This is a genomic window from Bradyrhizobium sp. ISRA464 (assembly GCF_029910095.1).
In the GTDB taxonomy this organism is placed as follows: domain Bacteria; phylum Pseudomonadota; class Alphaproteobacteria; order Rhizobiales; family Xanthobacteraceae; genus Bradyrhizobium.
Genome location: NZ_CP094526.1, coordinates 2414396 through 2437678 on the forward strand (window position 1 = coordinate 2414396; position 23283 = coordinate 2437678).

Annotated in this window: 23 protein-coding genes; 9 read left to right on the forward strand and 14 right to left on the reverse strand. The window is 66.0% G+C overall.

The genetic code is table 11. From position 1 onward, the window contains the following. Nucleotides 1–32: 32 nt before the first annotated feature. Nucleotides 33–674: a pyridoxamine 5'-phosphate oxidase gene (pdxH, locus tag MTX19_RS11300; RefSeq protein ID WP_280983655.1), complete on the reverse strand. Its 642-nt coding sequence runs from the start codon at nucleotides 672–674 to the stop codon at nucleotides 33–35. A gap of 105 nt (nucleotides 675–779) precedes the next feature. Between pdxH and MTX19_RS11305 the strand changes: the two genes are divergently transcribed. Next, a complete protein-coding gene (locus MTX19_RS11305) occupies nucleotides 780–1190 on the forward strand; it encodes an RT0821/Lpp0805 family surface protein (RefSeq protein ID WP_348638277.1) in 411 nt (136 codons plus the stop codon). Between the two features lie 135 nt (nucleotides 1191–1325). Further along, the gene (locus MTX19_RS11310; protein WP_280983656.1) at nucleotides 1326–2285 is read left to right on the forward strand and encodes a DnaJ C-terminal domain-containing protein; all 960 of its coding nucleotides are present in this window, start codon (nucleotides 1326–1328) and stop codon (nucleotides 2283–2285) included. 365 nt (nucleotides 2286–2650) lie between these two features. Here MTX19_RS11310 and MTX19_RS11315 read toward each other — a convergent pair whose 3' ends face one another. Together MTX19_RS11315 and MTX19_RS11320 are read right to left on the reverse strand one after the other, a co-directional pair. Continuing rightward, entirely contained in the window at nucleotides 2651–3415 is a 765-nt protein-coding gene (locus tag MTX19_RS11315; RefSeq protein WP_280983657.1) for an anti-sigma factor, read from the reverse strand. 67 nt (nucleotides 3416–3482) lie between these two features. Beyond that, the gene (locus tag MTX19_RS11320; RefSeq protein ID WP_280976545.1) at nucleotides 3483–3971 is read right to left on the reverse strand and encodes a sigma-70 family RNA polymerase sigma factor; all 489 of its coding nucleotides are present in this window, start codon (nucleotides 3969–3971) and stop codon (nucleotides 3483–3485) included. 204 nt (nucleotides 3972–4175) lie between these two features. Between MTX19_RS11320 and MTX19_RS11325 the strand changes: the two genes are divergently transcribed. From MTX19_RS11325 to MTX19_RS11335, 3 genes are all read left to right on the forward strand, one after another. Continuing rightward, nucleotides 4176–4775: a histidine phosphatase family protein gene (locus MTX19_RS11325; RefSeq protein WP_280983658.1), complete on the forward strand. Its 600-nt coding sequence runs from the start codon at nucleotides 4176–4178 to the stop codon at nucleotides 4773–4775. Between the two features lie 116 nt (nucleotides 4776–4891). Beyond that, on the forward strand, nucleotides 4892–5980 hold the full coding sequence (aroC, locus tag MTX19_RS11330) for a chorismate synthase (RefSeq protein ID WP_280976547.1): 1089 nt from the start codon (nucleotides 4892–4894) through the stop codon (nucleotides 5978–5980). Between the two features lie 50 nt (nucleotides 5981–6030). Next, nucleotides 6031–7224, forward strand: a complete 1194-nt coding sequence (locus MTX19_RS11335) for an adenylate/guanylate cyclase domain-containing protein (RefSeq protein WP_280983659.1) — start codon at nucleotides 6031–6033, stop codon at nucleotides 7222–7224. A gap of 133 nt (nucleotides 7225–7357) precedes the next feature. On the opposite strand, the gene clpS is transcribed toward MTX19_RS11335, so the two are convergent. Then, nucleotides 7358–7663: an ATP-dependent Clp protease adapter ClpS gene (gene clpS / locus MTX19_RS11340; RefSeq protein WP_280983660.1), complete on the reverse strand. Its 306-nt coding sequence runs from the start codon at nucleotides 7661–7663 to the stop codon at nucleotides 7358–7360. A gap of 229 nt (nucleotides 7664–7892) precedes the next feature. On the opposite strand from clpS, the gene MTX19_RS11345 reads away from it, so the two are divergent. After that, the gene (locus MTX19_RS11345; RefSeq protein WP_280983661.1) at nucleotides 7893–8744 is read left to right on the forward strand and encodes a DUF1194 domain-containing protein; all 852 of its coding nucleotides are present in this window, start codon (nucleotides 7893–7895) and stop codon (nucleotides 8742–8744) included. A gap of 25 nt (nucleotides 8745–8769) precedes the next feature. On the opposite strand, the gene MTX19_RS11350 is transcribed toward MTX19_RS11345, so the two are convergent. The 10 genes from MTX19_RS11350 to MTX19_RS11395 all read right to left on the reverse strand — a co-directional run bounded on the left by MTX19_RS11350 (nucleotide 8770) and on the right by MTX19_RS11395 (nucleotide 18852). Beyond that, nucleotides 8770–9360, reverse strand: coding sequence for a DNA polymerase subunit beta (locus tag MTX19_RS11350; RefSeq protein ID WP_280983662.1), 591 nt, complete (start codon nucleotides 9358–9360; stop codon nucleotides 8770–8772). Further along, nucleotides 9276–9593, reverse strand: a complete 318-nt coding sequence (locus MTX19_RS11355; RefSeq protein ID WP_280983663.1) for a nucleotidyltransferase domain-containing protein — start codon at nucleotides 9591–9593, stop codon at nucleotides 9276–9278. Before MTX19_RS11355 ends, MTX19_RS11350 begins: the two co-directional genes overlap by 85 nt. A 44-nt stretch (nucleotides 9594–9637) precedes the next feature. Next, a complete protein-coding gene (locus MTX19_RS11360) occupies nucleotides 9638–10879 on the reverse strand; it encodes a methyltransferase (protein ID WP_280983664.1) in 1242 nt (413 codons plus the stop codon). After that, nucleotides 10872–11627: a TlyA family RNA methyltransferase gene (locus MTX19_RS11365; protein WP_280983665.1), complete on the reverse strand. Its 756-nt coding sequence runs from the start codon at nucleotides 11625–11627 to the stop codon at nucleotides 10872–10874. The genes MTX19_RS11360 and MTX19_RS11365 overlap by 8 nt, the downstream gene beginning before the upstream one ends. Then, nucleotides 11624–12196 carry a nucleoside 2-deoxyribosyltransferase gene (locus MTX19_RS11370; RefSeq protein WP_280983666.1) on the reverse strand — a complete coding sequence of 191 codons (573 nt, stop codon included), beginning with the start codon at nucleotides 12194–12196 and terminating at the stop codon, nucleotides 11624–11626. Before MTX19_RS11370 ends, MTX19_RS11365 begins: the two co-directional genes overlap by 4 nt. A 35-nt stretch (nucleotides 12197–12231) precedes the next feature. Further along, complete coding sequence (dxs, locus tag MTX19_RS11375) at nucleotides 12232–14160, reverse strand: 1-deoxy-D-xylulose-5-phosphate synthase (RefSeq protein ID WP_280983667.1); 1929 nt, start codon at nucleotides 14158–14160, stop codon at nucleotides 12232–12234. Between the two features lie 579 nt (nucleotides 14161–14739). Then, entirely contained in the window at nucleotides 14740–14991 is a 252-nt protein-coding gene (locus MTX19_RS11380) for an exodeoxyribonuclease VII small subunit (protein ID WP_280983668.1), read from the reverse strand. 154 nt (nucleotides 14992–15145) lie between these two features. Beyond that, nucleotides 15146–16072 carry a histone deacetylase family protein gene (locus MTX19_RS11385; protein WP_280983669.1) on the reverse strand — a complete coding sequence of 309 codons (927 nt, stop codon included), beginning with the start codon at nucleotides 16070–16072 and terminating at the stop codon, nucleotides 15146–15148. A 283-nt stretch (nucleotides 16073–16355) separates the two neighbouring features. After that, nucleotides 16356–18029: a bifunctional metallophosphatase/5'-nucleotidase gene (locus MTX19_RS11390; RefSeq protein ID WP_280983670.1), complete on the reverse strand. Its 1674-nt coding sequence runs from the start codon at nucleotides 18027–18029 to the stop codon at nucleotides 16356–16358. A gap of 61 nt (nucleotides 18030–18090) precedes the next feature. Further along, entirely contained in the window at nucleotides 18091–18852 is a 762-nt protein-coding gene (locus MTX19_RS11395) for a crotonase/enoyl-CoA hydratase family protein (RefSeq protein WP_280983671.1), read from the reverse strand. A gap of 344 nt (nucleotides 18853–19196) precedes the next feature. Between MTX19_RS11395 and paoA the strand changes: the two genes are divergently transcribed. The 3 genes from paoA to paoC are packed head-to-tail and all read left to right on the forward strand — an operon-like array spanning nucleotide 19197 to nucleotide 23014. Continuing rightward, a complete protein-coding gene (gene paoA / locus MTX19_RS11400) occupies nucleotides 19197–19844 on the forward strand; it encodes an aldehyde dehydrogenase iron-sulfur subunit PaoA (RefSeq protein ID WP_280983672.1) in 648 nt (215 codons plus the stop codon). Continuing rightward, nucleotides 19841–20791 carry a xanthine dehydrogenase family protein subunit M gene (locus MTX19_RS11405; protein WP_280983673.1) on the forward strand — a complete coding sequence of 317 codons (951 nt, stop codon included), beginning with the start codon at nucleotides 19841–19843 and terminating at the stop codon, nucleotides 20789–20791. Before paoA ends, MTX19_RS11405 begins: the two co-directional genes overlap by 4 nt. A gap of 15 nt (nucleotides 20792–20806) precedes the next feature. Next, on the forward strand, nucleotides 20807–23014 hold the full coding sequence (gene paoC, locus MTX19_RS11410) for an aldehyde oxidoreductase molybdenum-binding subunit PaoC (RefSeq protein ID WP_280983674.1): 2208 nt from the start codon (nucleotides 20807–20809) through the stop codon (nucleotides 23012–23014). Nucleotides 23015–23283: the final 269 nt, after the last annotated feature.

Genomic DNA, 23283 nt, shown 5'->3' on the forward strand with positions numbered 1-23283 from the left:
TCAGCGTTGAACGGCGTCAGCGTCCGTTGGCATCAGGGATAGAGCCGCACTTTCGACCACGCGCTGCCGGCGCCGTCGCGGCGGAATTCGATGCGGTCGTGCAGGCGGAACGGTCGGTCATGCCAGAACTCGATGCGCACCGGCGTGATCCGCCATCCGCTCCAGCCCGGCGGGCGCGGCACCTCGCCGATGAGGTATTTCGCACCGACCTTGGCGATCGCCTGCTCGAAGGCGAAGCGGCTCTCCAGCGGCTGCGATTGCTTGCTGGCCCATGCGCCGATCTGCGCCTGCTTCGGCCGCGTGGCGAAATAAGCATCGGCCTCGGCATCGGTCACTGGCGCGACCAGCCCGCGGATGCGCACCTGACGGCGCAGCGATTTCCAGTGAAACAGCAAAGCCGCCTTCGGGTTTGCGGCCAATTCGCGGCCCTTGGCGGAGGCGATGTGGCTGTAGAAGACGAAGCCATCGGCATCGAAGCCCTTCATCAGCACCATCCGTACGTCGGGCAGCCCGTCGGCGTCGACGGTGGCGAGCGCCATCGCATTCGGATCATTCGGCTCGGACTTGGCAGCCTCCGCAAACCATTCACCGAACAGCGCGAACGGCTCCTCCGCCGCTGTAAAATCACCCGATGTTAACGGTGTCGGGTGTTTGATGGAGGTCGTGTCGGTCATGTCAGGGGTCCCGATTTGCTTCCGCCCGCGTCACAAAACGCGTTGCTCGCCCTATATAGGGCATGGGGGCGCATTGGCCTATCGGCGATCCGTCCCGCAGGCACGGTGGTTATACTGATTCTCATCGGTGTCGGCGCAAGCGGCTGCAGCCTGTCGCAGGTCGATGCCTTCGCGCGGATGGACGACAAGGATGTGACGGGCTCGATCCGCGCGACGCCGGTTAACGCGGTGGCGCCGACCGACAGCGACCTTGCCTTCGCTCGCAACGCTGCCTCCGACGTGCTGACCAAGGGCGACAAGGATTCCAGCCAGCCCTGGGAGAATCCGCAGACCGGTGCGCGCGGATCGGTGACGCCGCTGGCTCAGGCCTATTCGGGCGAGGATGGCCGGGTCTGCCGCGACTTCCTCGCAAGCTACGTCAACGGAACTACCGAGAGTTGGTTGCAGGGCGCTGCCTGCAAGACTGGACGAGGACGGTGGGAAATCCGTAGCATGACGCCGTGGAGAAAGTCCTGAGCGCCGTCGGTATTTTGAGGTGGCGACGGCGCCGGGCTAGTTGCAAAAATGCCACTGAACCCCCAGATGAAGGCAAAGTGGGCCCGGACGGGTTCCTGATTCTGGACTGATTTTCCCGTGAAGGAGACCTGACGGATGCGCGACCCCTATGAAGTCTTGGGGGTGCAGCGGAGCGCCAGCGCTGCGACGATCAAGAGCGCCTATCGCAAGCTCGCCAAGAAGCATCATCCCGACAATAATAAGGGTGATCCCAAGGCGGCCGCCCGCTTTGCCGAGATCAATTCCGCCAACGAGATCATCGGCGACGAGGACAAGCGCCGGCAGTTCGACCGAGGCGAGATCGATGCCGAAGGCAAGCCGCGCTTCCAGGGATTCCCCGGCGGCGGCGCCGGTGCCAGCGGCCGTGCCGGTCCGGGCGGCTTCGAGTACAGCTTCCGCACCGGCCCGGGCGGTGGCATGGGCGGCGGCAGCTTCGAGGACATCCTCAACAGCATGTTCGGCAACGCGACCCGCGCTGGCCGCGCCGGGCGATCAAGCCCGTTTGAATTCGACGCCGGCGGCGGGGTCGGGGTCGACCTCGACCTTTCGGTTGCCATGACGGTGTCGCTGGAGGAATCTGTCAAGGGCGGCGAGAAACGCGTTCGGCTGCCGACCGGCCGCGAGCTCAATGTCAAGATTCCCGCAGGCGTCGCCGCCGGCCAGCAGATCCGGCTGAAGGGACAGGGGGAGACCGCGCGCGGCCATCCGCCCGGCGATCTCCTGATCACGATCTCGATCGCGCCGCATCCGTTCTTCAAGGTCGACGGCAACGATCTCAGGATCGACTTGCCGATCACGCTGTATGAGGCGGTGCTCGGCAGCAAGGTCCGCGTGCCGACGCTCGGCAGCGCAGTCGAACTGTCGATCCCGAAGAATACCTCCAGCGGCCGCACCTTCCGCCTCAAGGGCAAGGGTCTGCCGAAGGCGGGCGCGACCGGCGACCTCTACGTCACCACCCGCATCATCCTTCCCGACGGCAACGATGGCGATCTTGAGGCATTGATGCAGACGTGGCGGGATCGACACCCCTACAATCCGCGCAGCGATCTCGGCTGACAGCCGACAGCGCTCGAGATGCGAAACTGAACTGCCCCGGAGTCGTCCGGGGTAGACGGTGTGCATCGCAACCGCGTTAAAGCATGGCAGGCCGCTCCGTCCAGTTCTGCGGCGAGCAGACGGTCCGGGCAGCGGATGAAGGAGTGCGGCCTCGAGAGGGGGACCAGCGCGGTACAAAACCCCAATCGAGGCCGCGAGCGCCGATCGGCGGATCGAGCGCAGATCATCTTCGCGTGATCATCCGGTGCGATATTGAGACGCGCCAATGACACGATTCGAAATTTTCAATGTCCGAATTGGGACGTCGAATGAGGCAAGATTCATTCAACGTCGGCACGTCGTGGCTTCCTCCGTAGAATTGCGGGCTACCCGCCGCTCTTTTCCATCTGGTCGTAGACCGCCTGGGCGACCTGGGTCAGGCGGGAGCGGTCGGTGCCGCCGCTGACGACATAGGCGACGCCGCGATCGGCCCAGAACAGGGCGCCGTCATTGCCCTGCACGGCGTATCGCATCTGCGTCGCCTCGGTCTTCGCCTTCGCGGTGTAGATCGTGTAGCGCTCGCCGGAGGCGCTCTCATACATCAGGAACGACGCCGGCCCGCTCGGCCCGGGCAGCAGCCGGCCGCCGATCAGCTTCAGCCCGGCAAGCTCCGGCGCGCGGACGTCCCAGCCGCAGCGCTTGGTCAGCCATGCCTGCAGATGCGCACGCTCGCTGCCGGGCACCTCGACGGGATGGCGGACCTCGACGACGTAGAGCCGGTGTGCATCGAGGGCATCGAGCGTGAAGCTCTGGAAGGTCGACGGCGCCGCCGCCACGCCGCGCGCGACCCAGCCGAGGCCGCCGCCGGCGACGAAGGCGACGAGCGTTGCTGCAACCGCGCCATAGATCCAGCGCCGTGGCTGGCGTACCAGCCGCTCGAGTTCGAGCCGCTTCGGCACCGCCTCGTCGAGCACGGAGTCGTAGCGCACATGCAGCGCATCCGCCATCGCACGCCACGACTGCACCCGCGCCGCTTCGTCGGGATGCGCCGCGAGCCACGCCTCGACATCGCCGCGGCGTTCGGCCGGCAGCTCGTTGTCGACGTAAGCATGCAGCTCATCTTCGGTCACGGGAATCTTCGGGTCGGTCATATCAGTCGTCTCTGTCAAATCTTGATTGGAAATCGTTCACGCGTAACGCCGTCCATCATGCACAGTGTCATTTCACCCGCCTGAGCGCCGGGCGCTCGCCGTCCAGCGAGGCTCTCACATGGGCGCGGGCGCGGGCGAGCCGGGACATCACCGTGCCGATCGGTACCCCCTGGATGTCGGCGACCTCGCGGTAGCTCAGGCCTTCCAGCATCACCAGCAGCAGCACCGAGCGCTGCTCCTCCACCAACGTCGACAGCGCGCGCTCGATATCGCGTCCCTCGGCCTCGGTGCCGCTGGCGTCGGCATTGTTGTCGAGCAGCGGCATCAGCGGCGGCCGCCGCGCCAGCGAGCGCCGGCGGTTCTTGTTCAGGTTGGTCAGGATCGTGTACAGCCAGCTCCTGATATCGCCGCCGAGGAACAGCCGCTCCGAGCGCAGCGCCCGCACCAGCGTGTCCTGCACCAGATCGTCGGCGATGTCGGCGTCACGCGCGAGCGCGCGCGCGTAGCGCCGGAGCGCCGGTATCATGGCCTCGACGCTTTGACGAAAGGCGGTCATGCATCCCTGTCTTCGATGGTTGCGGCGGCAGCCGCCTTGCGCAACATAACACCCCAATGACGTGACTATTCCGATTGCGTGGATTTGTCCGCACGGCGCGTCAGCCAAGAGCCGATTTGGGCTGTACCCGGTGTGTCGATTCCGGCTACCACGTGTTCGGCATGAAGCAGCACATCTCGCTCAGCAAGGATTAGTCATCACGCAATGCCGGTGCCGACGATCTACTATATCCGCCACGGCGAGACCTCCTGGAATGCGGAAGGCCGGCTGCAGGGCGTGCGGGACATCGCACTGAACGAGCTCGGCCGCCGGCAGGCGGCGCATGCCGGGCGCATCCTCGCCGACCTGTTCGCGCGCGACGGCCGCGACCAGGCGCAGCTCGCCTTCGTTGCAAGCCCCCTGATCCGGGCGCGAGCAACCATGGAGCTGGTGCGCGCGGAGCTCGGCGTGCCGCCGGGCGGCTATGCGCTCGACGATCGACTGCGCGAGATCGGCTACGGCACATGGGAAGGCTCGACGCTCAAGGAAGCGCAGGCCGCCGCCCCCGCGCTCTATGCCCGGCGCCTGGTCGAGAAGTGGACGGTGGCGGCACCGGGCGGTGAAAGCTATGTCGAGGTGCAGGCGCGGATGACCGACTGGTACCATTCGGTGGCCTCGGACATGGTCACTGTTGCCCATGGCGGCACTGCGCGGGCGCTGATGGTGGCGCTCGGCTTCGAGACCCCGGCCAGCGCGGCGGATCTCACCATCGAGCAGGGTGCGGTCTATGTGTTCGATGAGGCCGGCTTGCGGAAATATAGTTAAGGTAGGCGCTCACCACGCCACCCGTCGTGGCCGGGACAAGCCCGAAGGGGAGGTTTGACCCACGTGACGCGTGGCGCTACCAACATCAGGCATCGCTTTACTTCCGGACCAACCAGATGTCCTTCAACACCTTCGGCCATATGTTCCGCGTCACGACCTTCGGTGAAAGCCATGGGGTCGCGATCGGCTGCGTGGTCGATGGCTGCCCGCCGCTGATCCCGCTTGGCGTGGAGGAGATCCAGCACGACCTAGATCGCCGCCGCCCCGGCCAGTCGCGCTTCACCACCCAGCGCCAGGAGCCGGATGCGGTGAAGATCCTGTCCGGCGTGATGGCGCACCCGGAGACCGGCGTGCAGGTGACGACGGGCACGCCGATCGCGCTGCTGATCGAGAACACCGACCAGCGTTCCAAGGATTATTCCGAGATCAAGGACAAGTTCCGCCCCGGTCACGCCGACTTCACCTATGAGGCGAAATACGGCCTGCGCGACTATCGCGGCGGCGGTCGCTCCTCGGCGCGCGAGACCGCGACCCGCGTCGCGGCCGGCGCGATCGCGCGCAAGGTCCTGCCTGGCGTGAAGGTGCGCGGCGCGCTGGTGCAGATGGGCCCGCACAAGATCGATCGCGACAAGTGGGACTGGGACGAGATCGCCAAGAATCCGTTCTTCTGCCCGGACAAGGACAAGGCGGCGTTCTTCGAAAGCTATCTCGACGGCATCAGGAAGAGCGGCTCCTCGATCGGTGCCGTGATCGAGGTCGTCGCCGAGGGCGTGCCGGCCGGGCTCGGTGCGCCGATCTATGCCAAGCTCGACAGCGAGCTGGCGGCGGCGATGATGACGATCAACGCGGTCAAGGGCGTCGAGATCGGCGCAGGCTTCGGTGCCGCCGAGCTCTCCGGCGAAGAGAATGCCGACGAGATGCGGACCGGCAATGACGGCACCAGGTTCCTGTCCAACAATGCCGGCGGCATTTTGGGCGGCATCTCGACCGGCCAGCCGGTGGTGGTGCGCTTCGCGGTCAAGCCGACATCCTCGATCCTGACCCCGCGCCGGACCGTGGACCGCAAGGGCGCCGACACCGACATCCTGACCAAGGGCCGCCACGACCCCTGCGTCGGCATCCGCGCGGTGCCGGTCGGCGAGGCCATGATGGCTTGCGTGCTGGCGGATCATTTTCTGCGCCATCGCGGACAGACCGGCCGCTGAGCCCTATATAGTGGCGGTCGCCAGATCGGGTGCTCGCCGGGGGTGCTGCCATGAACGCGTCGGAGTTGCGGGACATCATCACGTGGATGATCGGCGGCGCGCGCTCGGCGCCCACCGCCTCGCAGATGATGGCGGAATGCTGCGAACGCCTGGTCCGTGCAGGCCTGCCGCTGTGGCGCGTCGGCGTCTTCGTTCGCACGCTGCACCCCGAGATCTACGGACGCAATTTCATCTGGAAGCCTGGCGCCGAGGTCGAGCTCGGCAGCGTCGATCACGATATTCTGGACTCTCCGGAATATGCCGCCAGCCCGCTTTCGATCGTGTTCAGGCAGTGCGCCGAGGTAAGGGCGCGGCTCGACGATCCGACTAGCGCGCGTTTTCCGATCGTCGAGGACCTGCGCGCGGAAGGCATTACCGACTATATCGCCGTGCCGCTGATCAATACCGATGGCTTTCCCAATGCTTCGAGCTGGACCACCAAGCAGCCGGGTGGCTTCACCGAGGAGCAGCTGAGCGCGATCCGCTCGATCGCCGTTCCGCTCGCGCGCTACATCGAGATCGTGACCCTGCGACGCACCGCCGCGCTTCTGCTCGACACCTATGTCGGCAACCGCGCCGGCGAGCGCATCATGGGCGGCCAGATCAGGCGTGGCCACGCGGATACGATGGATGCCGCGATCTGGCTGTCCGATCTGCGTGGCTTCACCGCGCTGTCCGACCGCCTGCCGGCCGAGACGGTGGTGGAGATCCTCAACCTCTATTTCGATTGCCAGGTGTCCGCGATCCGCGCACATGGCGGCGAGGTTCTGAAATTCATGGGCGACGGCCTGCTCGCGGTGTTTCCGGTCGACGAATATGTCGGCGACGAGGCGCAGGTCTGTTCGCGTGTGCTGGAGGCGGCGCGTGAATCCCGTGCCGGCGTCGCAGCGCTGCAATTCCCCAACGGCGAAGACGTCGAGCGTTTCCGCTTCGGCGTCGCCCTGCATCTTGGGCGCGTGCTCTACGGCAATATCGGCGGCGGCAACCGGCTGGACTTCACCTGCATCGGTCCCGCGGTCAATCTCGCCGCGCGGCTGGAGAGGATCGCCGGCCGGCTCGGCCGCACGGTCGTCGCCTCCGAGCGCTTCGCCGGCATTTGCGACGGCGGCTGGAGCGATCTCGGCGAGTTTCCGATTGCCGGATTCTCCAAGGCTGAACGGGTCTATGGCCTGCACGACGAGGCGCCGCGCGCCGCTCACGCCTAGATGGCTCGCCTTCGCCGAGGTGCCGTCGGTCCGAGCGTTTCTCGGCGGCGCGCTGGTGGTGGGCGCCGTCGTCGCCGACATCACGGCGGCCAGACGGGCACAGGTCGCGCAGCCGGTGGAGCGGTGAGGGCTGCTACTCTTCCGGCTCGGTGGTGAACAGCAGCGGATAGCCCTTGGCGCGGCCGGCATCGGTGGCGCGTGTTGCCTTGGTCTCGGCGACGTCCCTGGTGAAGACGGCGACCACGCAGACGCCGCGCTGGTGTGCCGTCAGCATCACCTTGTAGGCCTGGTCGTCGGTCATGCGGAATTCCGCCTTCAGCACGGTCACGACGAATTCGCGCGGCGTGTAGTCGTCGTTGATCAGGATGACCTTGTGCAGACGCGGCCGCTCGACCTTGGTCTTTACCTTGGTTTTCGGCTTGACGATGGTATCGGGCATTGCCCGGCACCTCCCTCACGGTTGCAGTCTGAAGAATAATGCCTTCCGGGCTTCGTTGGAACCGGTCGATTTGCACGGGCTCATTGCGGTCACGGCACGGCGCGCGACGCCATCGTCGCCCAAATCAAGGCGAACGGGCTTAACCTGAATGTGAAGCGCGGATGATGTTCGCGCTTTGCGCCGCCTGATTTGCATGTCACGATGATGGGCACACGACGGGAGGGCAGCGATGCGCTGGTATGTCTCGATCGGAGCGGTGCTTGTCGCAGGCATGCTGGCCGGCGGCGATGTGGCCGGTGTTGCCGCACCCGGACCGGGAACACAGCCCAACGAGCGACTTGTCGAGAAGGAATCCACACCGAGCGTCGATGTCGAGCTGATTCTTGCGGTCGACGTCTCCTATTCGATGGACTTGGAAGAGCTCGCGGTCCAGCGTGAGGGCTACGCGCAGGCGCTCGTCTCCAAGGAGTTCCTGCAGGCGCTGAAGGCCGGGCCGAACGGCAAGATCTCGATCACCTATATCGAATGGGCCGCCTCCAACGATCAGAAGATCATCATCCCCTGGCGCGTGATCGACGGTCCTGAATCCGCGGATGCCGTCTCGGCCGAGATCATGAAGACGCCGGTCCGCCGGGCCTCGCGCACCTCGATCTCGGGCGCGATCTATTTCGCGGTTCCGTTGTTCGACGAGAACCCGCATCGCGGCCTGCGGCGCGTGATCGATATTTCCGGCGACGGCCCTAACAACAACGGCGCGCCGATCCAGCCCGCGCGCGACATGGCGCTGGAGAAGGGCATCGTCATCAACGGCCTGCCGATCATGGTGAAGGAGCCGTCCTACTCGACGATGGATATCGATAATCTCGACTGGTACTACGAGGACTGCGTGATCGGCGGTCCAGGCTCCTTCGTGGTGTCGATCAAGGACCGCGAGAAGTTCAAGGAGGCGATCCGCACCAAGCTCCTGCTCGAGGTCGCCGGTAACGCGCCCGAGCCGCCCGTGGTACGGGCCGCCGAGAAGGAGCCGCGCGTCAACTGCATGATCGGCGAGAAGATCTGGCAGGACAGGTGGGGACGCTGAGCGGTCACGTCGGTTACGCTTCTTTCTACGATATCTCCCGAAGGTCCTGCTCCAGCATCCTCAGCGTCTGCAATGCATCCGCATGCCGGCCTGATCCAATCGACCGCCAGACTTCCGCGACGCGCTCGGTCAGACCATGAATCGTCACCGGAAAGCCGGCGGCCGCGCTCAGCGCGCCCTTTTCGTTGATCAGGTATTGCCCGTTGAGGGCGAACAGCACTTGGCCCATGCAGGCGAGCGCGCGATAGGCGAAGCCGGCGACATGCGTGCTGTCGCCGCGCGGCAAAGCGATCTCGGCGTTCTCGATGCTGAACAGGATCTCCCATTGAAAGCGCCGGATCAGCGCGTCGCGCAACGCGCGCGGGTAGGGCACGGTCCTGGCCTTCAGCTCTGCGATGAGGCCGCTCGGGTCATGCAGGGAACGGCACAGCGCAACCTCGCCCACCCAGATCGCCGGGCAGAATCCGTGCGGATGGCCGGGCTGGTAGTGCATGGCGATATCGCCGTTCCGGCAGGCGTCGAGCGTCGCGCTCACTCTGTCGATGCTGCGATAGAGCAGGTCGACCTTGCGGCCGCCGATCGCAAGCCACGCGCCGCCGACGATCCACGGCCCCATTCACCGATCGGCGTCACATGCACCGCGTCCGGAACGTCGACGATCTCGGTCATCGCCTCGCGCAGCCGGTCGGTGTCCAGGGCTGCGGTCTCTGTGTAGTAGAGGCCGATGTCGTAGTCGGATGTATCGTGCGCCGTTCCACGCGCCCGCGAGCCGCCGAGCACGATAGCGGCAACGCCCGGGACCTTTGCGAGGATCGGAGTGATGCGGGCGAGTAGCCGATCGTGCGGCATGGAATGGGGACCATATCGTGCTCTGCGATATCAGTCACACGGCCTCAGCGCGCAAACCGTGCCACCAGCTCGACATGCGGGGTATGGCGGAACTGGTCGACGGGCGTAACGCCCTCGATCCGGTAGCCGCCATCGATGAGGATCTTCGCGTCGCGCGCGAAGGTCGCCGCGTTGCAGGACACCGCCACGACCACGGGCACTTTGCTCGCCGCAAGCTGCGTGACCTGCGCCTGCGCGCCCTGCCGGGGCGGATCGAACACGACGGCGTCGTAGTCGCGCAACTCCTGCGGCACCAGGGGGCGGCGAAACAGATCGCGCGCCTCGGCCTTGAGCGGCTTTAGCCCCGGCGTTGACTTCGCGGCCTTTTGCAGGGCCGTGATCGCACCGGCATCGCTGTCGAGAGCCGCGACCCGGGCCCTCTCCGCCAGGCGAAGCGCGAACGGGCCGACGCCGCAAAACAGATCGGCGATGTGTTTTGCGCGTCCGCAACGCTCGACGACGAGCGCGGCAAGGGTTTCCTCGCCCTTGACGGTCGCCTGCAGGAACGAGCCCGGCGGCAGCACGACCTTCGCCTTTCCGATCGCGATCTCCGGGGAGCCGCGCATCAGCACCAGTTCGCCGTGCCGCGTCAGCCGCGCCAGCCGGTGTTTCTCCGCGGCGCGAGACAGGGCGGTGATCATGCTGGTCGGCAGCGCGCCGGAGCCGCGCACGTCGATGTCGAGACCGTTGAGGGTCGCGGTCACCTGGATGTCGAGCGGCTTGCCCGTGGAGGTCAGCGGCTCGGCGACGGCCCAGGCCGCCTCGAGCGCGCTGTCAAGCGCGGGATCGAGAATCGGACAGCGGTCGACCGGGACGATGTCATGCGAGCCCGCCGCGGCGAAGCCGACCTTGAGGATCTCGTGAGTGCCCACGCGCGCGTGCAGCGTCATGCGGCGGCGCCCGGCGCCGTGGGCGTCGATCAGCGGCGCCACCTCGGCCGCAACTTTGGCCTGCGCCAACGTCTCGACGACGATGTTGCGCTTCCAGGCATGGTAGCCTTCGTCGTTCCAGTGCTGGATCGCGCAGCCACCGCAGACGCCGAAATGCGGGCAGAACGGCGTGATGCGCTCGGGGCTGGCGCGCGCGACCCGCACGAGTCGGCGCCGGTCGGGATGGTGACCGGCGACGTCGGCGACCTCGATCGTCTCGCCGGCCAGCGCGTAAGGCACGTAAATCGACTGCGCGCCATCGATCGCGACGCCGTCGCCGCGATGGCCGACATGGTCGATGGTAAGCAGCTCAGCCACGCCGCGCGCCGAGAAAGAACTCGATGTTGCCGTCGCCGCCCTTGATCGAGGACGGGAACACCTGGATGTCGGTGCAGCCGAGCGAGGCGGCGAAGGCGGCGATGTCGTCGCAGATCTCCTGGTGCACCATCGCGTTGCGGATGATGCCGCGCTTGGAATGTTTGCGCGCAGCCTCGAATTGCGGCTTGATCAGCGCGAGCAGATGCATCGGCGCGGCCGCGAGCGACAGCGCCACCGGCAGCACCGCCTTGAGCGAGATGAAGCTGACATCGATCACGACGATGTCGGGCCGCGCCGGCAGGCGCTTGCCTTCAAAGCTCCTGATATCGGTCTCCTCCATGCAGACGATCTTCGGGTGTCCCTGCAGCGAGGGGTGCAGCTGGCCGTGGCCGACATCGACGGCAAAGACGAGGCTCGCGCCGTTGGCGAGCAGCACCTCGGTGAAGCCGCCGGTCGAGGCGCCGACGTCGAGACAGACATGGCCCTCGACGTCGATTGGATAGTGCTCCAATGCGCCGGCGAGCTTGACGCCGCCGCGCGAGACGTAAGGGTGCGCCGGCTCGGCGATCAATTCGGCGTCGGGCGCCACGATCTCGGACGCTTTCGCGATTTGTTTGCCGTCCGCCGTAACAAGGCCTGCATCGATCGCCGCGCGCGCCCGCGCCCGGCTCTCGAACAGGCCGCGCTCGACCAGAAGCACATCGACGCGCTTCCCGGCCGGCCGATGGCTGTCGCCTGTCCCGGTCAATTGATGAAGCCCGGCAAGCGTCGCGCGCGCTCGGCGGCGAGCCGCACGCAAGCCTCGAAGGAAGCAAGATCGCGCCAGATGTCCGACGGGGCTTCGTTCGGCGTCACCAGCGGACTGCCGTGCAGATCGAGCGCATGTATCATCATCAGATTGTCGGGCAATCCAAACTCTTCCACCGTGAGCCCCTCCGCGTCGATCAGGCGTCCGTCGGGCGCCTCCGCCACTTGCTGCAGCCGCGCCACGCGATTGGCGTAGGACGCGGGATCGTTCGAATAGGCGAGGCACAGCTTGCCGCGTCCCGCCATGTAGCCGAGTTCGTAGACAGTGCCTGCGTCGGCACTGGGGCCGCGAAACGGCGTCAAATTGGCGATGATGGCGTCGGCGGACTCCATCATCGCTTCGTTGCTCTTGAAGATGGTGAGGGATGCACCGGCGACCACGGGGGTCACCGCATTGTCGAGCGGATAGAGCCCCGTGTGTCCGTGCAGCGCACATATCTCCGCCTTGCGGCGGCCAATCTCCACGGCATCCGGCAGGAACACGTCAGGACCTGCCAGATAGATGATCATGGACTTGCCGGCGCCCAAAGCGCCGCCCGGGTGGATTACGCGAGCTTCACGGTCTCGGTCTTGAAATCCTTGCCGAGGGTGTCGAACACCTTGGCGACGATGCTCTTGGCGTCGAGACCGGCGCGGGCATACATCGCCGCCGGCGTGTCGTGGTCGAGGAACACGTCCGGCAGGATCATCGAGCGGAACTTCAGCATTCCGCTGTCGAGCATGCCGTGTTCGGACAGGAACTGCACCACATGCGAGCCGAAACCGCCGATCGAGCCTTCCTCGATCGTGATCAGGATCTCATGATCGCGCGCAAGCTTCAGGATCATGTCCTCGTCGAGCGGCTTCATGAAGCGCGCATCGGCGATGGTCGCCGAGAGGCCATGGGCGGCGAGCTCGTCGGCCGCCTTCTCGCATTCGGCGAGACGGGTACCGAAGGAGAGCAGCGCGACCTTCTTGCCCTCGCGGATGATGCGACCCTTGCCGATCGGCAGCGGAACGCCAACTTCCGGCATATCGACGCCGCGGCCTTCGCCGCGCGGATAGCGCAGCGCGCTCGGGCGATCGTTGATCGCGACCTGCGTCGCCACCATGTGCACGAGCTCGGCCTCGTCGGAGGCCGCCATGATCACGAAGTTCGGCAGACAGCCGAGATAGGCGTTGTCGAACGAGCCGGCATGGGTCGCGCCGTCAGCGCCGACCAGGCCGGCGCGGTCGATCGCGAAGCGGACCGGCAGGCCCTGGATCGCGACGTCATGCACCACCTGGTCATAGCCGCGCTGCAGGAAGGTCGAATAGATCGCGCAGAATGGCTTGTAGCCTTCGGTGGCGAGACCCGCCGCGAAGGTCACCGCGTGCTGCTCGGCGATGCCGACGTCGAAGGTGCGATCGGGGAACGCCTTGTTGAAGATGTCGACGCCGGTGCCGGACGGCATCGCCGCGGTGATCGCGACGATCTTGTCGTCCTTCTGCGCTTCCTTGACGAGGCTCTGGCCGAACACGTTCTGGTAGGCCGGCGCATTCGGCTTGGCCTTGGCCTGGGTGCCGGTAGCGACGTCGAACTTGACCACGGCGTGGTACTTGTCGGCGGATGCCTCGGCCGGACCGTAGCCCTTGCCCTTCTGGGTCACGACATGGACCAGGATCGGCCCGGTTTCCATGTCGCGGACGTTCTTCAGCACCGGCAGCAGATGGTCGAGGTTATGGCCGTCGATCGGGCCGACGTAATAGAAGCCGAGCTCCTCGAACAGCGTGCCGCCGTCCATCATGAAGCCGCGGGAATATTCCTCGACGCGGTTGGCGCGGTTGGCGAGCACCTTCGGAAGGCGCTGGTTGATCTGCTTGGCGGCCTCGCGCAGCGTGCGATAGGTCTTGCCGGAATAGAGCCGCGACAGATAGGCGCTCATCGCGCCGACCGGCGGCGCGATCGACATGTCGTTGTCGTTGAGGATCACGATCAGGCGCGAGTTCATGGCGCCGGCGTTGTTCATGGCCTCATAGGCCATGCCGGCCGACATCGCGCCGTCGCCGATCACGGCGATCACATTGTTCTTGCCGCCGGAGAGGTCGCGCGCCACGGCCATGCCGAGACCGGCCGAGATCGAGGTCGAGGAGTGCGCGGCGCCGAATGGGTCGTAGTCGCTTTCGGTGCGCTTGGTGAAGCCGGAGAGGCCGCCGCCGGTGCGCAGCGTGCGGATGCGGTCGCGGCGTCCGGTCAGGATCTTGTGCGGGTAGGCCTGGTGGCCGACGTCCCAGATCAGGCGGTCGCGCGGGGTGTCGAAGATGTAGTGGATGGCGGTGGTCAGCTCGACCACGCCGAGGCCGGCGCCGAAATGACCGCCCGTCACCGACACCGCATCGATGGTTTCCTGGCGCAGCTCGTCGGCAACCTGCCGCACCTGCTCGACCTTCAGCTTGCGCAGGTCTTCCGGCGTGCGAATGGTGTCAAGAAGCGGCGTATTACTAAATGTGGTCACAGCGATGTTCCAATTTTTGAAGGTCGAGACCAACGGCCCGACGCGAGAAGGGTTGCGCTCCGCGCAGCGAAAGCCAGACACTGGGTGCCGCCCCGGCAGGGCCGGTGCCTGGTTTGAAAGCCTAGATTCACTCCGGATTGAACCACGTGATAAGCATCACGTTGGTCGCTCTTCACCCGTCCCGGTTCAGTTTTGTCGAACCATTTGAGGCGCTTGCCGCCAGGACGAATCTGGCCGCCCGTCACCTTCAAATGCTCATAGAGCTGGAAGCATTACACCAAAGTTGTGACCAAAGCCAACCCGCTCGACGCGCTGGGTTCCCATGCTTTGCGCCAAAAAAGCTAGACTTTTCAATGGGTGGAGCTGGTGACGGGGTCCATTCTGCTCATTTTGGCGGCAAGCCGGAGGACCCGGATCAGCCGAGTCAGCTGGCCGGCAGGCGCGCGAAAAAGCCGCCAGCGGAGGGGATCGCCATCCCCTGGCTCGCAGAGATCATGGAAACGCGGAGCAACAATTGCCCCCCGGTGCCGTCGGCTGGGCACCCAAGTAGCCGGATTGTCGCGACGGCCGCGCGCGGTGCTACTGCACGTCGAGCGGCTCGGTGCCGTTCACCTGGCCCGAGGCGTCGGTGGTGATCTTGTCGACCCGGGCTTCGGCCTGGCGCAGCAATTCCTCGCAACGGCGCTTCAGCGCCTCGCCGCGTTCGTAGATCGCGACCGACTCCTCGAGCGGGACCTTGCCGTCCTCGAGCCGCTTGACGATCGATTCGAGTTCCTCGATCGCGCGTTCGAACGACAGCTTCTTGACGTCGGCTTGAGCATTTTCGGCCATCTCGTGTTCCCGGTTGCACAGACGTGTTTGAGCATGATCTCCGCGCAAAACGCTACGCGTCTGTCGCGAGGGAAAACCGGTTCCCGCCGTTCGGGATCATGCTCGTCCCTGCGCAGAATCAATCGAATTTTTGCGAGCTTATTGTGGCGGGGATTTACCCGCCCATCAATGCGCCAACGTGGGAAGCCACCGACTCTTTCAGGCCCTGCAGGTCGTAACCGCCCTCCAGCACCGAGACCACGCGGCCGCCGGCACTCTTGTCGGCGATGTCCATCAGCTTGCGCGTCACCCAGCCGAAATCGTCGGCCTTCAGGTTGATGGACGCCAGCGGATCGCGATGATGCGCGTCGAAGCCGGCCGAGATGATGATGAGTTCCGGTGAGAACTGCTGCAGCCGCGGCAGGATCACATTCTCGAAGGCGGCGCGGAACCTGGCGCTGCCGTCTTCCGGCGCCAGCGGCGCGTTGACGATGGTGTCGTGCTCGCCGCGTTCGCCGATCGCGCCGGTGCCCGGAAACAGCGGCATCTGGTGCGTCGAGCAGTACATCACGGTCGGATCGGCCCAGAAGATGTCCTGCGTGCCGTTGCCGTGATGGACGTCGAAATCGACCACCGCGGCGCGCGCGATGCCGTGCTTGCGCTGGGCGTGGCGCGCGGCGATCGCGGCGTTGTCGAAGAAGCAGAAGCCCATCGGCGTCGATTTCTCGGCGTGATGGCCGGGCGGCCGCACCGCCACGAAGGCGTTCTGATGCCGGCCCGTCACCACGGCGTCGGTAGCGGCGAGCGCGCCGCCGACGCCGCGCATCACCGCTTCCCAGGTGCCCGGCGACATCGAGGTGTCGCCGTCGACATAGATCATGCCGGAGGTCGGCGCGATGTGGCGCAACTCGCCGACATAGTGCTCGCCATGGCAGAGCAGCACGGAATCCAGGTCGCCTTCCGGCGCCTGGTCACGCACCAGCGCCCTGAAGCGGTCCTCGGCCAGCACCTCGTCGATCGCGCGCAGCCGATCAGGGCGTTCGGGGTGTCCGGGAGGGGTCAAATGGTTGAGGCAGGCGGAATGCGTCAGAAGCAGTGTCATGCAAATTCCCGGCGCAACCGGTGCGCGTACGAGGAACCCCTAATGTAGGCCGTTACCGGCCGCCCGGAAAGGGCCAGCTTTATCTCTCGACCTCATCCTTCAAAAAGCCACCGCAAAGGGCCGAACTCCTTCCCCGTCATTGCGAGCGGAGCGAAGCAATCCATTGTCACCGAGCGTACGGAAGCATGGATTGCTTCGTCGCTTCAGCGCAAAATTGCTTTGTAATTTGTCGCGAGCTCCTCGCAATGACGGATGGACGAGTGTTCCATCCGCGCCGGCTGGCTCAATTGATCCGCTCGATGCGGTAGCCCGCCGTCGGCCCCACCGGGCTGTTGGCCTTGAAATAGGCATAGAGCGCGTCGACGTCGTAGACGCCGAACTGCTGCGCTGTTCCGTCCTTGAACACCGTGAAGCCGTCGGCGCCCTCGGCGAGATAATTGTTCACGGTCACGCGATAGCTCGCGGCCGGGTCGATCGGCTTGCCGTTGAGCGACATCCGCTCGGCTATGATGCGCGCACCGTCCGGCTTGGCCGCATCCCACGCATAGGAAAAGCCCTTGGAGACCTGCAGCGGACGCGGCCGCTTCGGATCGGCCCATTGCTGCTCCAGCACGTCCTTGAGCTGCCTGCCGGTCAGCGTCATGGTCACGAGCTGGTTGCGGAACGGCTGGCTCGCGAAGATGTCGGCATAGGACACCGCGCCGTCCTCGCGTCTGGTGATGTCGGTGCGCACGCCGCCGGGATTGGTGAAGGCGATCACCGCGCCGCCGTTCGGCTCCGCGCTGGTCGCCAGGAGCTGCGCATCGGCGACGATGTCGCCGAGCGGGCTTTCGCCGGCGTCGTTCGGCGTGCGCGACAGCGTTTCCGTCACCGCGCCCGCCGCGCGGTTGGCGATCGGCGCCGCCAGCCGGTCGTAGGCTTCCAGCAGCGCGCTCTGCTCGGGATCGCGCTTGAACGCGTTGAGGCGAACGATGGTGTTGTCGGCCTTGGCGCTGATCACGTCATGGGTCTTCGGATCGAGCTGCAGGTCGATCGCGGTGACCAGCGTGCCGTATTTGTCGCCGGAGGTGACGAGCCGCCCGTCGATCTCGCAGACGTAGGCCTGATGGGTGTGGCCGGAGATCACGACGTCGACCGCGCAATCGAATTTCTTGACGATGTCGACGATCGGCCCGGAAATGCCCGGGCATTCATTGTAGTCGCCGGTCGGAAAGCCGCCCTCGTGGATCAAGACCACGATGGCCTCGACGCCCTTCGCCTTCAGTTCCGGGACCAGCGCGTTGACGGTCTCGGCCTCGTCGCGGAATTCGAGGCTTGCGACGCCAGCCGGCGACACCAGGTTCGGCGTGTTCTTCAGCGTCAGCCCGATGAAGGCGACCGGGATGCCGTCGAACTCCCTGATCTCGTAAGGCGGAAACACCGGCTTGCCGGTGGTCTTGTCGATCGTGCTGGCGGCGAGATAGTGGAATGTGGCGCCGGTGAAGGGATGCGGCCCCTGGCACTGGTCGACCGGGTGGCAGCCGCCATTCTGCATCCGCAGCAGCTCGGCCTTGCCCTCGTCGAACTCGTGATTGCCGACGGAGGAGATCGCGAGCCCCATCATCGACAGCGACTCGATGGTCGGCTCGTCGTGAAACATCGCCGACAGGAAGGGGCTGGCGCCGATCAGGTCGCCGGCCGCGACGAAGATGTTGTTCTTGTGCCCTTCGCGGAGCTGCTTGACCGCGGTTGCCATCCGCTCGGCGCCGCCGGCAGGCACCATGATCTTCTTGCTGTTGTCGGCGGGATCGGTGATGCGGATACCGCCCGGCGGCGGCCGCAAATAGCCGTGGAAATCGTTGATGCCGAGAATGCGCAAATCCACCGGTGCCGCGGTCTGCGCCGGCGCGGGGCCGGCCGCGACGGCGACAAACGAGCAGACGGCGGCGGTGAGGAGCGAACGGCGGGAACGTCTCATGAGCTGTCCATGGAACACGCCATCATGACGCGGCGCCACTACATTTTTGCGACGCGGCCGTTCAATCCTTCGTGCGCGACATGAACGTCTTGAAAGCTGTGATCGCTTCCGTGGAGCGCATGCGCTCGCTGAACACATGGTTCTCCTGGTCGATCCGGCGGGTGACGTCCTCGGGCGGAAGCCTGAGCAGCCGGCGCGAGATCGCGACCGCGTCGGCCGGCAGCGCGCAGATCTCGCGCGCCACCTTGCGCGCCTCAACCTCGACATGGCCCGGCGCCACCACCGTGTTGACGAAGCCGGCCTCACGGCCGTCGTCGGCCGTCATGGTGCGTCCCATCACCAGCATCGCGAACGCGCGCTGGTGGCCCATGCTACGCGGCATCAGCAGGCTGGACGCGCCCTCCGGCACCAGGCCGAACCTGGAGAATGGGGTCGAGAACAGCGCGGTCGTGCTGGCGAGCACGTAGTCGCAGTGGAACAGCATAGTGGTGCCGATACCCATCGCAACGCCGTCGACAGCGGCGATGATCGGCTTGACGTTGTGGGCCAGCGAATAAAGGAACTTGACCAAATCGGAGGCGGGCGGCAACTCGCCTGAGGATGTACTCTGGTCGAGCAAGTCCTCGATGTCGTTGCCCGCGGTGAACACGCCGGAGCCGCCGGTGACGATCAGACAGCGGATTTTCGGATCGTTCTGCGCCGTGTCGATCGCCTCGCTCATCGCACGAAACATCTCGTGGGTGATCGCGTTCTTCTTCTCGGGCCGGCGCAGCCGGATCACGCGCGTTGCGGCTTCATCGGTCACTATCACATGCGCAGTCATCAGGCGGTCCTGGGTCGGCGGGCGCGAGTTCGCGCCTGCCATCCTACATGATCTTCTGCGAGCCCAAAGGGTTTCGTACTGCTTTTCCCTTTCGGCGCGCATGCGGATGATACCACCGTCGCGCGATCTTTTGTCACGTAGCGCCGGCGGGTGGTCGGTATTCCGCGCAGCGATGCCAAATCGCTCGCGATTTCGTTTGGCGGGTTGCGAGAAACATTCCGCAGCCGATCGCATTCACACCATGCGGCCCACAGGCACGTGCGGACTTCAGTCCTGTTGTCGGTTCCGTGCGCGATCGAGGCCGAGCAACAGGAGATCCATCAGGAGAGCCAAAGGAGATCCAAGTGCAAATTTCCGGCCATTTGGAACTATCCCGACGCCATCTGTTGATTGTGGGAGCCGCCTCGTTTGCCGCGTCGTCCGTCGCAACGCGCGCCTCCCCGGCGGCGACCGACCGAACAACCCCGACCGGAGCGCCCGTGATGGCAAGAGTGTCCTTTGACGTGAACGGCGAACCCCATCAGCTCGAGCTGGACACCAGGACCACGCTGCTCGATGCGTTACGCGAGCACCTGCATTTGACGGGCACCAAGAAGGGCTGTGATCACGGCCAGTGCGGCGCCTGCACCGTCATCGTCGACGGCCGCCGCATCAATTCGTGCCTGACGCTCGCGGTGATGCATCAGGGCGACGAGATCACCACGATCGAGGGGCTGGGCTCGCCGGAGCATATGCATCCGATGCAGGCGGCGTTCGTCAAGCATGACGGCTACCAGTGCGGCTATTGCACGCCCGGGCAAATCTGCTCGGCGGTGGCCGTGATCGACGAGATCCGGGCCGGTATCCCGAGCCATGTGACTGCTGATCTCAATGCCCCGATGCGACTGAGCAATGCCGAGCTGCGCGAGCGCATGAGCGGCAACATCTGCCGCTGCGGCGCCTATTCCAACATCGCCGAGGCGATCGGTGAGGTCGCCGGGAGGAGCGCATGAGAACGTTCAGCTATGAGCGCGCGGCGTCGCCGGGCGCAGCGGCCGCGGCCGCCGCGCGAACCGCGAACGCGAAATTCATTGCCGGCGGCACCAATCTGCTCGACCTGATGAAGCTCGAGATCGAGACGCCGGCGCATCTCATCGATGTCAATGGTCTGGCGCTGGACCGGATCGAGGCGACCCCGGACGGCGGCCTGCGCATCGGCGCGCTGGTCCGCAACACGGACCTCGCGGCGGACGGCCGCGTGCGCCGCGACTACGCCGTGCTGTCGCGCGCGCTGCTGGCGGGCGCCTCCGGCCAGTTGCGCAACAAGGCGACCACCGCCGGCAATCTCCTGCAGCGGACGCGCTGCCCGTATTTCTACGACAGCAATCTGCCGTGCAACAAGCGCAAGCCCGGCAGCGGCTGCGCCGCGATCGGCGGCTTCAGCCGGCAGCACGCGGTGGTCGGTGCCAGCGATGCGTGCATCGCGACCCATCCAAGCGACATGGCGGTGGCGATGCGCGCGCTCGACGCTGTTGTGGAGACCGTGCGGCCGGACGGCACCGCGCGGATGATCCCGATCGCCGAGCTGCATCGGCTGCCGGGCGACCACCCCGAGATCGAGACCACGCTTGAGCCGGGCGAGCTGATCACCGCCGTGGTGCTGCCAAAACCGGTCGGCGGCGCGCAGGCCTATCGCAAGGTTCGCGACCGCGCGTCTTATGCGTTCGCGCTGGTGTCGGTCGCGGCGATCGTGCAGCCCGACGGCTCGGGCCGCGTTGCGCTCGGCGGCGTCGCGCACAAGCCATGGCGCGTCGAGGCGGCGGAGGCGGAATTGCCGCGTGGCGCCAGGGCCGTCACCGCGCGCCTGCTCGCCGACGCGAAGCCGACGCAGGACAACGCATTCAAGCTGCCGCTCGCCGAGCGGACGCTGTCGGCGGTGCTGCGCGAGGCCAAGGGCTAGATAAGGGGTTAGAGCATGCGATTCGAACATCCCGCCACCTTCAATCCGATCGACCAGCTCAAGGTGGTCGGCCAGCCGACCAGCCGGATCGAGGGTCGGTTGAAGACTACGGGCACCGCGCCCTATGCCTATGAACGGCATGACGTCGCGACGAACCAGGCTTATGGCTATGTGGTGGGGTCGGCGATCGGTAAGGGGCGGATCAAGGCGATCGATCTCGCCGCCGCCAAGGCGGCGCCGGGCGTGCTCGCCATCGTCACCGCGGAGAACGCCGGCAAGCTTGGCAAGGGCGAGCGCAACGCGGCGCCGCTGCTCGGCGGCCCTGAGATCGCGCACTACCATCAGGCCATCGCCGTGGTCGTCGCCGAGACCTTCGAGCAGGCGCGCGCCGCCGCGCAGCTGGTCCGGGTCGATTACGCGCCGGGCGATGGCCGGTTCGATCTTGCGGCGTCGACGGCCAGCGCCTTTATCCCCCATCCCAAGATCGGCGGGCCGGCCGACACCGCGGTGGGCGATTTTGCGGCGGCGTTCGCCGAGGCCCCGGTCCAGCTCGACGCGACCTACACCACACCCGATCAGGGACACGCCATGATGGAGCCGCACGCCTCGACCGCGGTGTGGGAGGGCGACAAGCTGACGGTCTGGACCTCCAACCAGATGATCGCCTGGGGCGCGACCGACATGGCGAAGACGCTCGGTCTCCCGAAGGAGAATGTCCGGCTGATCTCGCCCTATATCGGCGGTGGCTTCGGCGGCAAGCTGTTCCTGCGCGCCGACGTGCTGCTTGCCGCGCTCGGCGCCCGCGCCGCGGGCCGTCCCGTCAAGGTGGCGTTGCAACGTCCGCTGATGTTCAACAACACTACGCACCGGCCGGCGACGGTCCAGCGCATCCGCATCGGCGCCGACCGCGACGGCAAGATAAGCGCGATCGGACACGAGAGCTGGTCGGGCAACGTGAAGGACGGCGAGCCGGAGGTCGCGGTCAATCAGACGCGGCTGCTCTATGCCGGCGCCAACCGGATGACCGCGATGCGGCTGGCGGAGCTCGACCTGCCCGAAGGCAACGCGATGCGCGCGCCCGGAGAGGCCTCCGGCATGATGGCGCTCGAGATCGCGATCGACGAACTCGCCGAGAAGCTCGGCATGGATCCGATCGAGCTGCGCATCAAGAACGACACCCAGGTCGATCCGGAGCATCCGGAGCGGCCGTTCTCGAAGCGCCAGCTCGTCGAATGCCTGCGCGAGGGAGCCGCCCGTTTCGGCTGGAGCCGGCGCGACCCGCAGACCGCGAAGATCCGCGATGGACGCTGGCTGGTCGGCATCGGCGTTGCCGCCGCCTTCCGCAACAATCTCCTGACCAAATCCGCGGCGCGCGTGCGCCTCGATCAGGATGGCAGGGTGACGGTCGAGACCGATATGACCGATATCGGCACCGGCTCCTACACGATCATCGGGCAGACCGCGGCCGAGATGATGGGCGTGCCGCTGGACAAGGTGGTGGTCCGGCTCGGCGATTCCGATTTCCCGGTCTCATGCGGCTCCGGCGGGCAGTGGGGCGGCAACAATTCTACGGCCGGCGTTTACGCCGCCTGCGTCAAGCTGCGCGACAACATCGCGCAGAAGCTCGGCTTCAACTCCGCCGAGGCGGTTTTTGCCGACGGCGTTGTCCGCGCCGGCAATCGCAGCGTGCCGCTGGCGCAGGCCGCGGGTGATGACGGCATCACGGCGGAGGACGCCATCGAGTACGGCGACCTCGCCAAGACCTACCAGCAGTCGACCTTCGGCGCGCATTTCGTCGAGGTCGGTGTCGATAGCGACACGGCGGAGGTGCGTGTGCGGCGGATGCTCGCGGTATGCGCCGCGGGTCGCATCCTGAATCCGACGGCGGCGCGCAGCCAGGTGATCGGCGCGATGACCATGGGCGTCGGCGCGGCACTGATGGAGGACCTGGTGGTCGACAAGCGTCACGGCTTTTTCGTCAATCACGACCTCGCCGCCTACGAGGTGCCCGTCCATGCCGACATCCCGCATCTGGATATGATCTTCCTCGACGAGACCGATCCGATATCGTCGCCGATGAAGGCCAAGGGTGTCGCCGAGCTCGGCATCTGCGGCGTGGCGGCTGCCGTTGCCAATGCAGTGTACAACGCGACCGGTGTGCGCGTGCGCAACTATCCGATCACGCTCGACAAGCTGCTCGGAGGAATGCCGGATATCGGGTGAGCGGCTCCGTGCATCGCCGCGCCAACTCGGCAACGTTTTGCGACGCTGCCGGCGTTCCATGTTGCTCGGCGGCGTGGACGCTGTGCTCGATCCAATCGTCGAGGAACTCTCTGCCTTGGACGGTCATGGCTCACCAGGCAGTTTGAGCCCTTGGTCCATTGGCTGTCGTCGCTGCTGTTCTGTCATGTCGTCGCCTTGATCGCGCTTCAGCCGTCAAAGATAATTCCTCAGGCGTCGGAATTGCGCCTTGCACAACAGAGATAAGTGTA